The following is a 12,069-nucleotide window of genomic DNA, read 5'->3' as shown; positions in this document are numbered from 1 at the left end:
AGAGGTAAATTGACTGTCATAGAACTTATCAGCAAACACTATGCGATCGCATACCCAGTATGTTCACGAATCTCGGGGGGATGAAAAGCAAGAACAATCCTATCCTTCGGTACTCCTGAAGCAACCAATTCATCCGTGATCCCATCTTCCATACCGTCGTAGTGAATCCAAATTTTACCATCGCGGATTTCACCATGAACAATCGTACCATATACACGGCGATGATTTTCCCAGCCTTCATGGACCAGCAGAAAATGGTTGCGAACGCGCCCCGCGTGACCATAGGTCAATCGCCACTGATAATCATATGAATTGTCACATCACCGAATATATCTAAGCCTGTGAAGCAACACTTTGGGGATTAACACTTATAATCTCAGTAAAACGTTTGAAGTCATCAATGTTAAATGTAAGTAAATGTGTAATTTTATGAGTTACCATCGCAGCAACTAAACGAGCATCATGTACTTGTTTTCCCTTAACCTGATGTTTAATAACAATACTTTCCCACTCAGCCAAAATCCCAGGAGTATCAGGATATACTAAAAATATTCTCTTGATTTTATCTGTTGCTTGTGAAGCTTCATCAATAGATAAACCTAAACCATTATTGCTAATTGGTCGTGTGGCAACAGCCCAAAACTCGATAAGATTCTGTGGAATAATACATAAAGACACACCTTGTCTTCTAAGCATAAAAATCGCTTTTCGAGCATCGGGATGCATCGGGCTATTCTTCTGCACCAAACGCAGCAAAACATTTGTATCCACCAAATAGCTCATAACATTTCTTCTTCTCTTGTGTATATACTTTCTCGGACAACTGCTGTATCGGCAAGTGGCGGTGCTACAGTAAAAGCTGGACTATTGATTAAATCCATTAATTCCGAGTTCCATTCTTTATCGGTTACTGTTTCATAGAAACATGTTTGTTCTTGGTTCATCAAACTATCTTCAATCACAGATTCAAGATAGGTTTGTACTGATACACCTTTGGCAGCAGCTTTAGCAATTATACGAGCCTCTACTTCTGGTTTAAATTGAAGCTTTATAGTCATTTTTTTTTATAAATAATGAAATTATTTTCCAGGCAATACCATTATAACTGAAGTCACCCATACACGTGTACTATCAATACATCAAAGCTTACTGTGCTTGCTTTTTGACATGGAGAACAAATTCACTCTTGGGTATAAATCTCTCAAAGCCTTATTTAGCAAAGATTTTGGCTTATATTTTTTTTATTTTAGAGCGTATCCTCATCAAAAAAAAAAGGAGTGGCTGAGTGCCTTCGCGTAGCGTGGCCTACGGCCAATCGCTTTTAGCGGCTCTTTTGGAGTATCGCGAAGCGTAGCCCTTTGGGCTAATCCCATGATATTGTAGGGTGCGCCCTTCGACAGCGTAACCCACCAAAGCCAATGCTATGCGATCGCATACCCACTATGTTCACGAATCTCGGGGGGATGAAAAGCAAGAACAATCCTATCCTTCGGTACTCCTGAAGCAACCAATTCATCCGTGATACCATCTTCAATACCGTCGTAGTGAATCCAGATTTTACCATCGCGGATTTCACCATGAACAATCGTACCATATACACGGCGATGATTTTCCCAGCCTTCATGGACTAGCAGAAAATGATTGCGTTCGCCACTGATAATTACAGAGGTTGTCACATCACCATAGCGGTCAGGAAGATTGGCGTAATACTTTAAAATATTTTCTAGGGTTTCACGCCATTGTTCTAAACGTTGATTGGTGGTTTCCATTCGATAATTTCCTCAAAATTTACACCGAAAAAAAGTACTGGAACTAAAACCAGGACTGCGATTAACGACAACTGGCTTTACTTTAATTTATCAAAAAAATGAATGATTATACTGAAAACTTCCCTTTAGACAAAGAGTTAACCTTAAATGACTCCTCCAATCCCTTAACCATTACCACAACTTCCCTATCCCTCACCAAACAAAACCACCAAATCATCGAATGTCGTCTTACCTTCCAGGTAACCCCCGAACTTTACCACCGCATCGACACCGAAAAACTATTCAACCTCAAACCAGAAGTACGGGCACCCATGAGTGGTGGTAACTTTCTCCCCAGTGGTGATATCCAAATTGAAACCACTCTCCAACCGGATTTACTGCCACAGCTATTAGAAAAGGCTTCCACCGCAGAAGAAGCTGCTAACTACCTGCTTCAGCTTTGTCAACAACCCGAAAACCCCTTAACAAACAAACTACTCAACACCGAAAGCTGGCTATGCTTATCCGTCAAACAACAACAACCAAACGGTGAAGTGGGTTATAACACCTTCTGGAACTACCTTAATCCTTCCACCATTAACGACCCAGAAGCCACCAGCGAAGAACTTTCCGCAGGAATTGTTAACTTTTTCCAAGAATGGACCCAAGCAAATTTAGCTGAAGCTACCCAAAACGCTACCTCTGAATTTCTTGAGGGAATTAGCAGCGTTTTCAACGAATTAGTTGATGAAACATTCTCTGAAACGGAAGAAGATACCACCACAAACCAATCAATATTTACGGCAATAGTTAACTTTTTTGAATCAGATCAATGGCAATTTGTCAAGATACCAGAAACATCAGCCTTGCGTCTTTTATTTCGGGGTGAAAACGGACAATGGACTTGCTACGCCCAAGCCAGAGAAGAACACAGACAATTCGTTTTTTATTCAATTTGTCCCGTTAAGACTCCAGAAAACAAGCGCTTAGCCATCACAGAATTTATCACTCGCGCCAACTATGGCATGATTATGGGTAATTTTGAATTCGATTTCGACGATGGAGAAATCCGCTACAAAACCAGCATTGATGTAAAAGAGGACAATCTTAGTTTTGCTTTAATTAAACCAATCGTTTACGCTAACGTCATGACAATGGATGAATATTTACCAGGAATTATGGCAGTAATTGAATCAGAGGTGGAAGTGAAAGAAGCGATTTTGCGGATTGAGGGTTAAGACAGAAATAGGCTTACCAAGATAATTCACCAGCAAGTTTCAAAACAGCCATTCGTGTGGAGTAATCAAGACGAAATACTAGAGCAGCTAATTCATTCGCCACAGCTTGAGGTACAATAACCGATCCATAAAGTTGTGGTAGTAAATCCAGTAAATTTGTTTGATAGAGATATTGAATTGGTGAGGTATCAGCAATCACATTAGGCATTCGCTAAATCCTCTGTTAATTCCGCTTCTGTTAATCTGAAAGTGTTGATACCATAGTCACTCAACTTAGATAAAAAAACTACTCGCTCAATACCAGCTAGTTGAGCAGCAGCACCAGAGGAAAGTTTACCTAATTCATAAAGTTTCATCGCAGCACTTAAACATAATTCTTGTCCTAGTTTGGTGTTAGGTTTAAAGCCTGTGCGGTTTCTTCTGGAACAGATAGGGTAACTTGATACATAATCAAGGGGAAAGCTACTTTGCTATAACTATAGCATTTATTTAATAAGTAAGGTATAGCGTTTCTTGCAGTTATGAGGTACGCTTATCAACTTCAAAGTCCCCCTTATTAAGGGGGATTTAGGGGGATAATAGGTACCTTATGGGATATAGAATTGCTATATAGTCCGTAGGGAGCATGTCAGTGCTATGAGGTACACAATTCATGGATTTTAGGGAACAGGGAACAGGTAAGAAGGTAAAAATTATTTGCACCTCATTAGGATAAAAAACGCTATATTAACTTTAACAAGGATAACTGTGAGGTGCGCAATGGATCTACACAAATCTAAAACTATACTCTTGAGTAGCATACTCTTGGCATACTTGAGTCTCAATGCTTGTAATGAACAACAGACACCGCCACCAGATACATCCACTTCCTCTCCATCTCCTATAACAGAAGTAGAAATATCCCCAACTCCTACCCAAACTCAAACTACTCCTAAGCAAAAAAACGTTAAGGTTTTTTTTCCCAAGCAACCTCAAAGTAATCAGGATTTTAGGTATGTGGAACCTGTAGTCAGAAGCACCACTAGTCGTGCAGTGGCTACTTTTGCCATTGAACAGTTGATTATTGGTCCGACCAAAGCAGAAACTAAAATTGGTTTCACCGAAGCACTACAACTTAAGGGTCAATCCAACTGTGGCAAAGATTTTACCCTCTCTATTGCAGCAGAAACCGCCACCCTCAAGTTTTGCCGTGCCATTCCTTCCCCTGGGGTAGGCTATGATGCCAGAGCTACCAGTGCTATTGAATCTACCCTCAAACAGTTCTCAACTATCAAATCGGTAGTTATCCTCAACAAAGACGGCAATTGTTTTGGGGACTTAAGTGGTGAAAACCTCTGTTTGAAGACTGGGAGCAAGGGAGAAAGACTTTCTACTAAATCTAAAATAGCAATTAATGGCATTGGCCCCATCACCGTGGGCATGACGCTGGAAGAAGCATCCCAGGCTGGCCAAGTTAAACTACTGCCAGAAGACGCTAGTAGTCGAAGAGACTATGGTTGCTTAATATCTCAGCCAGAAGGCATAGAAAATCTGTGGTTTATGGCAATAGAAGGAAAAATTGCCAGGGTAGACACACGTTCTCCCCAGATTAGCACCATTAGCGGTATCAAAGTGGGGGATAAATTAGAGAAAGTCATGTCTGTATATGGTAACAAAATAGAACTTGAACCCCATCAATATGTACCGGGTGGTAAATATGCAACCTTCGTACCAACGGATAGTTCAGATAAAAATTATCGATTGATTTTTGAAACCAATCCAGAGGGTAAGGTAACTACTTTCCGCGCTGGTAAACTACCGGAAGTGGCATGGGTAGAAGGATGTTTTTAACTCAACATTAGAGATAAGTTAGGTTATGAAAATCTTAAAGGTTCTCAAAAACGGCATGGACTTCAAATTCGACCAAGCGTTGAAAGTCCTGTGCGCTTTGTTGGTAGCGGCACAACTGTTTTTATAGCAGTCGCCAGGGCAGTTAGGACATGACAAAAGTCTCACACCCTTTGTAAGCGCAAGAGTTTGACTTCTGACAAATGACTTCTGACAAATGACTTCTGCTATAAGTAGCGCACCCCCTGCGATCGCACAACCCATTGGCCCTTGTGTACTAGATCCGGCTGATATTGGTGTGCCCTGTACTCGTGACATCAATCGCTGTGGCAATCCTAGGGAACCAAATACAGTGCGTTGACTGGTTCTTGTGAAGTACAGTTGGGATACTAGAAAGTGAATCTGTTAGTAATTCTATAAAGTGCCAGATGATCACAATTTAGATCAGATCACAATTAACAGTTGAGGGTTCACTTTCAACAGTGAACCCTCAACTAAATAGATTTAGCCAGTTTTGTCAAACTTAATTAAGTTAGTAATTGTTAATTAAACGAAAAAGCCTATTACCCTTGATTTTTAATTAACATTACGTCTATAATTTTTACAGCGGTTTCTTCTGATATCTCTAAAGCATGATAAAGCTCGTTCAAAAACTCTTCTTCATCATCGGTAATTTCTCCATCTGCTAAAATAATATCAGTGGCGAGCGCAAAGGCTGTTCCTTGTAGCTCATAGGGGAGTGATTTTAGGGCTGCACTAAGAAGAGGCTCAGAACCTTGCCGCTGGAGGAGCATCAAAAGTCGTTCAAACATTCTTGCCATTACATCAGCTGAGTAGCTCCTGAACAGCTGCATGCGAGATAAGGCAGTAATAATAGCTTGGACCTCAGAATTAGTCGCGTATCCGTCAGCAGCACCAGCAATTAATGCGATCGCAGCAAAGGCTTCAGCTGGTCCGAGTGTTATTTGGCTGTGTTGACGACTAATTGAAATTTTGTCAAACAGACCCATTGTTGTTGTCTCTTGGAAAAGTACCTTAGTTAATACCAAGATGACATTGGTGACCGCAAACGGAATTAGTAGAAATACTGAACTTGTGACTAGACTTTGCCAAAGTTTTCTCTTTCACCTCAAGCAGGGCTATAGTTAATCTGGTTAATCTGACCGATAAACTAGAGTCAATCTCCATCAAGGATAATCACCCCTGTGGCACCAGTAACCCCCGACGTAAACCAGCGAATTCAGGAACTGCGGCGACTGTTGCAAAACGCTAGTTATGCCTACTACGTCCTGGACAATCCCATCATGGCAGATGCCATCTACGATCAACTCTACCGGGAACTGCAAGAGCTGGAAACAGAGTATCCTGAGTTAGTAACCTCTGATAGTCCAACCCAGCGGGTAGGAGAAAAACCAGCTACTGGTTTTGTTTCCGTGCGCCACAATATCCCACTCTATAGTCTGGATAATGCCTTTAACCTTGAGGAATTTAGCCAATGGCAAGAACGATGGCAGCGTCATATTTCTGGTGATATTTCCCAAGACTCAGGATTTAATACTGAATACGTTTGTGAACTCAAAATTGACGGTTCAGCATTAGCACTGACCTATGAAAATGGGATTTTGGTCAGGGGAGTGACCAGGGGTGATGGGTCCACAGGAGAAGATATTACTCAGAATGTCCGCACTATTCGCTCTATTCCTTTGCGGCTCAATCTAGACCAACTTAATCTAGACCAACTGCCAGCTTTAGTAGAAGTGCGTGGTGAGGCATTCTTACCTCTGGATGTATTTGAGAGGATTAATCAGGAACGAGCACAAGCAGGTGAACCATTATTTGCTAATCCTCGTAATGCCGCTGCTGGTACCTTGCGCCAATTAGAACCTCGAATTGTTGCTAAACGGCAATTGGCTTTCTTTGCTTATACCTTACATATTCCGAATCAGGATAGTAGTGAGGAGTACACCATCCCAATGCCCAATTGCCAATGGGATGCTCTAGAATTGCTGCAAAAGCTGGGTTTTCCGGTGAATCCCCATCGCCAATGTTGTGCTTCCTTACAGGATGTTCAGGATTATTACAATTACTGGGATGCGAGACGGCAAGATTTACCCTACCTGACCGATGGGGTAGTGGTAAAAATCAATGCTTTCGGGATACAACAACAATTGGGGTTTACCCAGAAGTTTCCTCGTTGGGCGATTGCTCTGAAATATCCGGCTGAAGAAGCTCCCAGTCGTGTGGAAGCAATTACAGTTAATGTGGGACGGACGGGTGCAGTGACACCCTTGGCTATTTTACAACCAGTGCAATTGGCAGGCACAACAGTACAACGGGCTGCCCTACACAATGGTGATTATGTTGCCCAATTAGATTTGCGAGTTGGGGATACGGTGATTGTACGGAAAGCGGGGGAGATTATCCCGGAGGTGGTACGTGTCTTACCAGAGTTACGTCCTGATCATGCTAAACCCTTCGAGATGCCTACCCATTGCCCTGTTTGTAGTCAACCCTTGATCCGTGCTAAGGGTGAAGCAGTGACTCGCTGTATTAATTCATCTTGTCCTGCGATTGTTAAGGGCACTCTCACCCACTGGGCAAGTCGTAATGCTCTTGATATTAATGGTTTGGGGGAAAAAATTGTAGAACAATTGGTAGACCAAGGCTTAGTGACATCTGTTGCTGACCTTTATGATTTAACCCTAGACCAGTTGGTGTCATTGGAGCGTATGGGGCATAAGTTAGCCGAGAAGTTGCTAAATGCGATCGCAAAATCCAAAACTCAACCTTGGTCACGAGTCCTTTATGGGTTAGGGATTCGTCATGTGGGTAGTGTCAATGCTCAAACCCTTGTCCAGACTTTTCCTACCATTGAGCAGTTGGCTCAAGCAACCGTCACTGATATTGAGGGAATCTATGGCATTGGACCAGAAATTGCTCAGTCTGTCTGGGGTTGGTTTCAGATTTCCAGCAACCAGACCTTGATTGCTCGATTGCGAGAAGCGGGTTTACAGTTAGAAGCCTCTACTAAAACTATAGCGCTAGATAAATCTCTACCCTTAACTGGAAAAATCTTTGTGATTACTGGCACCTTGCCTACCCTTAAGCGTAGTGACGCGAAAGACTTGATTCAAAACGCTGGTGGTAAGGTTACTAGTGCCGTTAGTGCCAAAACTGATTATTTGGTGGTTGGGGAAGATGCCGGTTCTAAGTTAGAAAAGGCTCAAAAATTAGGAATTACCCAATTAACTGAATCCCAGCTATTAGAAAAATCCCAGAAGTTTCCTGCTACTGAAGAAGCTCCCACAGTGCAATTGGCAGGGACAACAGTACAACGGGCTCTCACCCACTGGGTAAGTCGTGATGCTCTTGATATTAAAGGTTTGGGGGAAAAGATTGTAGAACAATTGGTAGACCAAGGCTTAGTCACATCCGTTGCTGACCTTTATGATTTAACCCTAAAGCAGCTGGTGTCATTGAAGGGTATTGGGTATAAGTTAGCCGAGAAGTTGCTAAATGCGATCGCAAAATCCAAAACCCAACCTTGGTCACGAGTCCTGTATGGGTTAAGGATTCGTCATGTCGGTAGTGACAAGGCTAAAACCCTTGCCCAGAAATTCCGTAACATTGAGCAGTTGGCTCAAGCAACCATCTCCGATATTGAGGGAATCTACGGCATTGGACCAAAAATTGCTAAGTCTGTCCGGGATTGGTTTCAGATTTCCAGCAACCAGACCTTGATTGATCGATTGCGAGAGGCAGGTTTACAGTCGATTGAAAAGAGAACTTTCACCCACTGGGCAAGTCGTTATGCTCTTGATATTAAAGGTTTGCGGAAAAAGATTGTAGAACAATTGGTAGACCAAGGCTTGGTGACATCTGTTGCTGACCTTTATAATTTAACCCTAGAGCAGCTGGTGTCATTGAATGGTATTGGGCATAAGTTAGCCCAAAAGTTGCTAAATGCGATCGCAATATCCAAAACCCAACCTTGGTCACGAGTCCTTTATGGCTTAGGGATTCGTCATGTGGGCAGTGTCAGGGCTAAAACCCTTGCCAAGAAATTCCCTAACATTGAGCAGTTGGCTCAAGCAACAATCCCCGATATTGAGGGAATCTACGGCATTGGATCAGAAATTGCTCAGTCTGTCTGGGATTGGTTTCAGATTTCCAGCAACCAGACCTTGATTGATAGATTGCGAGAAGCGGGTTTACAGTTATAAGGATACCCTTAAAATATAGCGCTAGACCAAACCCAACCCTTAACCGGAAAAACCTTTGTGATTACTGGCACTTTGCCTACCCTTAAGCGTAGTGAAGCGAAAGACTTGATTCAAAACGCTGGTGGTAAGGTTACTACTGCCGTTAGTGCCAAAACTGATTATTTGGTGCTTGGGGAAGATGCTGGTTCTAAGTTAAAAAAGGCTCAAGAATTAGGAATTACCCAATTAACTGAATCCCAGTTGTTGGAGTTGCTTTAACTGAAAGTATCCCAGACCAAATCTATTTTCCCGATTTCCGATTCCCGATTCCCGATTCCCGATTCCTGATTCCCGATTCCCGATTCCTGATTCCCGATTCCCGATTCCCGATTCCCGATTCCCGATTCTCGATTCTCGATTCCCGATTCCTTATACTGTGGTTGGTTAAACCGGTAAGATGATAAGAAGTAAGCCAACCAAAAAACCCCGCGTCTCATGACCGGGGAGTGGTAACAGTGACTTGAAGGTTTAGCGGTACCGACGCTTGCGTCTGCGAGCGATCGCTTTGCGCTTTTTCTTTTCAATGGGAGTCTCAAAATGACGTAGACGCTTCATATCAGCAAAAATTCCAGCTTTAGATACTTGTCGCTTAAATCTACGCAGGGCTGACTCAATGCCTTCATTTTCACCGACAACCACTTGGGTCATACTAAATTAATCCTCCTAAATTTCAACAAAAAATTCTGCTTATAGTATCATACAATTATACTATCTAGCAAGGTTGCTGATAACAAGACGTGACAGAAGCCTGTGCCACCCTAGAAGCCTGTGCCACCCTACTTGAGTTTTGAATAAAATAAGCTGACGGCTAACGGCTAACGGCTGACGGCTGACGGCTGACGGCTGACGGCTGACGGCTGAAGTTTAGCGATCGCATTTTCAATCAACTCAACTCCTTGGTCAACCGTCTCTATTCTACTGAGTTTCTTACGCAATTCCCCTGCTCCGGGAAACCCTTTGGCGTACCAAGCCATGTGTTTCCGGGATTGATAAATACCACGCTCCCCCTTATAGTGCCATAGACCTTGTAAATGCTCTTTAGCACATTCAAGCAGTTGTACTGGTGTGGTTGGGGGTAACAGTTGTCCGGTTTTCAGGAAATAGTCTATTTCTCCGACTAGAAAGGGATAGCCCAGGGTTCCCCGAGAACACATTACCCCATCAGCACCGGTTTCTTCCAAGCAGCGCACTGCTGCATCGACGGACAAAATATCCCCATTAGCAATCACTGGGATAGACAGCACATCTTTTACCCGCTTAATCCATTCCCAGCGAGCCGAGCCATTATACCCCTGGTCACGAGTACGGCCATGGAGGGTCAACATCTGAGCCCCGGCATCTTCCATACGTTGGGCAAATTCTACCGCATTGATCTCCTGATTAGTCCAGCCAATACGGGTTTTGACCGTTACAGGTACCTCCACCGCCTTGACTACTGACCGTACAATTGCTTCCGCCGTTTCTGGATCTCGCAGTAAAGCAGACCCGCCACCATTTTTAGTAATTTTATTAACAGGGCAACCCATATTGATATCCACAGTATCTGCCCCTTCTGCCACTGCCCTTTGTGCCGCTTGAGCCAGAAATTCCGGGCGACAGTCGAATAATTGGATACTGATCGGTTTTTCTAATGGGTCTACCTCCATAACCTTGGGCAATTCTCGGAGATACTTTAACTGGCTAGCATGAACCATTTCGGTATACATCATCGACTCAGTGGCGTAGCGACGCACTAGGCGACGAAACACCAAGTCGGTTACTCCAGACAGGGGTGACTGTAAAACCCTGCTGTTGACCTCAACCGAGCCAATTTTAAGGGGTGATGCTAACCGTTGCTGTAATTGTGGAGATAGAAATGGCATTGGGAATGGTGTTGTTTCCGTCGTGATCACCTAATAGCATTTTTTAATTAGGTGAGGTACATTTTTTTTGTTTTATGGAGCAGGGAGCAGGGACTTCGGAGCAGCGATAATTATTTAATAGTAAACAGGGAATGGGGAACAGGGAATAGCTAAAATTCGTACCTCATTGCTATGAAGATTGCTATATTTCTCTTTCATCAGTCTGGGAAAACTTTTGTGATTCCTAAGTTCTGTAACTTTTGTACAAACGGCGATCGCTTCTCTATTTTCTAATAAGAATCAGAAAATAGAGCTAAATCTCAACAACTCTGTGACTGTAACCTGAAAGCGCGATCGCAATCTCCGAGAATGACAGAACACAGATATAGCGCTGATCATACTTAGCTGATCATACTTATAGCAGTACTTATAGCAGTTCTTAATTATCACTCCCGATCTCCCCACAGCTTCCGACTCCCGACTCCCGATTCCCGACTCCCGTTCCCCTCCTGGGAGGGGTTAGGGGTGGGTTCCGATTCCCGACTCCCGACTCCCGACTCCCGACTCCCTATCCCGTTTCAGTTTCAGTTTCCTCTACTACTCTCAAGACGGCAAACACAACTGATTTGTTACGGTTCACACCAATCCCAACAGCCGTTAATTTTCGTAAATTAGACACAGGCAAGGCAACAAAAAGGGGTCAGGAAAAAAACATACATGGGTTTTGACCATAGCAGTCCTAATTCAAACGTGACGGAAATCAGAACTCTTGGTGGATTCTTCCCCAACTTCGGTGATATTCCCTATCTTCCGACTCTCACACCTAATCGAGAATGGCGCTGATTACCCATAACTTTTTTCTTTCCTGCTGCCCCCTGACCGAGACAATCAGTAGATAATCGGTTATTCAATCAAGAACCGTCCCATCTTAGGTTCGGGAAACCACCCTTCATTAGACTGGCAAATCAAGTTCAGTATAAATAATGGTAATCCAACCGATGGTATAAAAACTCGCAACGGTTATTGCTTGAACCAAAAGGCACGGATAATTCTCTAATCCTCTCCTACCCTACCAGTATTTGTAGTTATAGGCACCCGGAACACTCTTATGGCAAAAGTTGTTGGAATTGACTTAGGTACAACAAACTCCTGT

At 43.1% G+C, this 12,069-nt stretch carries 12 protein-coding genes and 4 pseudogenes; 6 read left to right on the top strand and 10 right to left on the bottom strand.

What is annotated here, in order from left to right; all coding sequences use genetic code 11:
• Positions 1 to 38: 38 nt before the first annotated feature.
• From F6K37_RS19785 to F6K37_RS19770, 4 genes and pseudogenes are all read right to left on the bottom strand, one after another.
• Positions 39 to 269, bottom strand: a pseudogene (locus tag F6K37_RS19785) (XisI protein); the annotation flags it as partial.
• 64 nt (positions 270 to 333) lie between these two features.
• On the bottom strand, positions 334 to 783 hold the full coding sequence (locus F6K37_RS19780) for a type II toxin-antitoxin system VapC family toxin (RefSeq protein ID WP_008178103.1): 450 nt from the start codon (positions 781 to 783) through the stop codon (positions 334 to 336).
• Positions 780 to 1,058, bottom strand: a complete 279-nt coding sequence (locus F6K37_RS19775) for a hypothetical protein (RefSeq protein WP_008178102.1) — start codon at positions 1,056 to 1,058, stop codon at positions 780 to 782. The genes F6K37_RS19780 and F6K37_RS19775 overlap by 4 nt, the downstream gene beginning before the upstream one ends.
• A gap of 363 nt (positions 1,059 to 1,421) precedes the next feature.
• A complete protein-coding gene (locus tag F6K37_RS19770; protein ID WP_008178098.1) occupies positions 1,422 to 1,769 on the bottom strand; it encodes a XisI protein in 348 nt (115 codons plus the stop codon).
• Between the two features lie 98 nt (positions 1,770 to 1,867).
• On the opposite strand from F6K37_RS19770, the gene F6K37_RS19765 reads away from it, so the two are divergent.
• Positions 1,868 to 2,986 carry a type III secretion system chaperone family protein gene (locus F6K37_RS19765; RefSeq protein ID WP_287251670.1) on the top strand — a complete coding sequence of 373 codons (1,119 nt, stop codon included), beginning with the start codon at positions 1,868 to 1,870 and terminating at the stop codon, positions 2,984 to 2,986.
• 13 nt (positions 2,987 to 2,999) lie between these two features.
• Here the strand turns inward: F6K37_RS19765 and F6K37_RS19760 are convergent, their stop codons facing one another.
• Both F6K37_RS19760 and F6K37_RS45575 read right to left on the bottom strand, forming a co-directional pair.
• A complete protein-coding gene (locus F6K37_RS19760) occupies positions 3,000 to 3,194 on the bottom strand; it encodes a PIN domain-containing protein (RefSeq protein ID WP_008178093.1) in 195 nt (64 codons plus the stop codon).
• A pseudogene (locus F6K37_RS45575) lies at positions 3,187 to 3,434 on the bottom strand (UPF0175 family protein). Before F6K37_RS45575 ends, F6K37_RS19760 begins: the two are co-directional and overlap by 8 nt.
• 311 nt (positions 3,435 to 3,745) lie before the next feature.
• Between F6K37_RS45575 and F6K37_RS19750 the strand changes: the two are divergent.
• Both F6K37_RS19750 and F6K37_RS19745 read left to right on the top strand, forming a co-directional pair.
• On the top strand, positions 3,746 to 4,816 hold the full coding sequence (locus F6K37_RS19750; RefSeq protein ID WP_008178089.1) for a hypothetical protein: 1,071 nt from the start codon (positions 3,746 to 3,748) through the stop codon (positions 4,814 to 4,816).
• 214 nt (positions 4,817 to 5,030) lie between these two features.
• A complete protein-coding gene (locus F6K37_RS19745; protein ID WP_287251669.1) occupies positions 5,031 to 5,174 on the top strand; it encodes a hypothetical protein in 144 nt (47 codons plus the stop codon).
• A gap of 202 nt (positions 5,175 to 5,376) precedes the next feature.
• On the opposite strand, the gene F6K37_RS19740 is transcribed toward F6K37_RS19745, so the two are convergent.
• Positions 5,377 to 5,823, bottom strand: coding sequence for a tellurite resistance TerB family protein (locus F6K37_RS19740; RefSeq protein WP_287251668.1), 447 nt, complete (start codon positions 5,821 to 5,823; stop codon positions 5,377 to 5,379).
• A gap of 195 nt (positions 5,824 to 6,018) precedes the next feature.
• Here F6K37_RS19740 and ligA point away from each other — a divergent pair.
• Positions 6,019 to 8,082, top strand: a pseudogene (gene ligA, locus F6K37_RS19735) (NAD-dependent DNA ligase LigA); the annotation flags it as partial.
• 60 nt (positions 8,083 to 8,142) lie between these two features.
• A pseudogene (locus F6K37_RS44710) lies at positions 8,143 to 9,294 on the top strand (helix-hairpin-helix domain-containing protein); the annotation flags it as partial.
• On the opposite strand, the gene F6K37_RS19720 reads toward F6K37_RS44710, so the two are convergent.
• The 3 genes from F6K37_RS19720 to dusB form a co-directional block, all read right to left on the bottom strand.
• Positions 9,291 to 9,512 carry a hypothetical protein gene (locus F6K37_RS19720; protein WP_287251667.1) on the bottom strand — a complete coding sequence of 74 codons (222 nt, stop codon included), beginning with the start codon at positions 9,510 to 9,512 and terminating at the stop codon, positions 9,291 to 9,293. The pseudogene F6K37_RS44710 and the gene F6K37_RS19720 overlap by 4 nt on opposite strands.
• A gap of 31 nt (positions 9,513 to 9,543) precedes the next feature.
• Positions 9,544 to 9,723, bottom strand: coding sequence for a 30S ribosomal protein S21 (rpsU, locus tag F6K37_RS19715; protein WP_008186741.1), 180 nt, complete (start codon positions 9,721 to 9,723; stop codon positions 9,544 to 9,546).
• 167 nt (positions 9,724 to 9,890) lie between these two features.
• Positions 9,891 to 10,937, bottom strand: a complete 1,047-nt coding sequence (gene dusB, locus F6K37_RS19710; RefSeq protein ID WP_044493932.1) for a tRNA dihydrouridine synthase DusB — start codon at positions 10,935 to 10,937, stop codon at positions 9,891 to 9,893.
• A gap of 504 nt (positions 10,938 to 11,441) precedes the next feature.
• Here dusB and F6K37_RS19705 point away from each other — a divergent pair.
• A complete protein-coding gene (locus F6K37_RS19705) occupies positions 11,442 to 11,591 on the top strand; it encodes a hypothetical protein (protein WP_154659853.1) in 150 nt (49 codons plus the stop codon).
• Positions 11,592 to 12,069: the final 478 nt, after the last annotated feature.

This window comes from Moorena sp. SIO4E2, assembly GCF_010671945.1.
GTDB lineage: Bacteria > Cyanobacteriota > Cyanobacteriia > Cyanobacteriales > Coleofasciculaceae > Moorena > Moorena producens.
This window is presented reverse-complemented; position numbering and strand designations above follow the sequence as displayed.

Coding starts and splice junctions, on each gene's coding strand:
- F6K37_RS19780 (WP_008178103.1), bottom strand. CDS start 783: ATGAGCTATTTGGTGGATACAAATGTTTTGCTGCGTTTGGTGCAGAAG.
- F6K37_RS19775 (WP_008178102.1), bottom strand. CDS start 1,058: ATGACTATAAAGCTTCAATTTAAACCAGAAGTAGAGGCTCGTATAATT.
- F6K37_RS19770 (WP_008178098.1), bottom strand. CDS start 1,769: ATGGAAACCACCAATCAACGTTTAGAACAATGGCGTGAAACCCTAGAA.
- F6K37_RS19765 (WP_287251670.1), top strand. CDS start 1,868: ATGAATGATTATACTGAAAACTTCCCTTTAGACAAAGAGTTAACCTTA.
- F6K37_RS19760 (WP_008178093.1), bottom strand. CDS start 3,194: ATGCCTAATGTGATTGCTGATACCTCACCAATTCAATATCTCTATCAA.
- F6K37_RS19750 (WP_008178089.1), top strand. CDS start 3,746: ATGGATCTACACAAATCTAAAACTATACTCTTGAGTAGCATACTCTTG.
- F6K37_RS19745 (WP_287251669.1), top strand. CDS start 5,031: ATGACTTCTGCTATAAGTAGCGCACCCCCTGCGATCGCACAACCCATT.
- F6K37_RS19740 (WP_287251668.1), bottom strand. CDS start 5,823: ATGGGTCTGTTTGACAAAATTTCAATTAGTCGTCAACACAGCCAAATA.
- F6K37_RS19720 (WP_287251667.1), bottom strand. CDS start 9,512: ATGAGACGCGGGGTTTTTTGGTTGGCTTACTTCTTATCATCTTACCGG.
- rpsU (WP_008186741.1), bottom strand. CDS start 9,723: ATGACCCAAGTGGTTGTCGGTGAAAATGAAGGCATTGAGTCAGCCCTG.
- dusB (WP_044493932.1), bottom strand. CDS start 10,937: ATGCCATTTCTATCTCCACAATTACAGCAACGGTTAGCATCACCCCTT.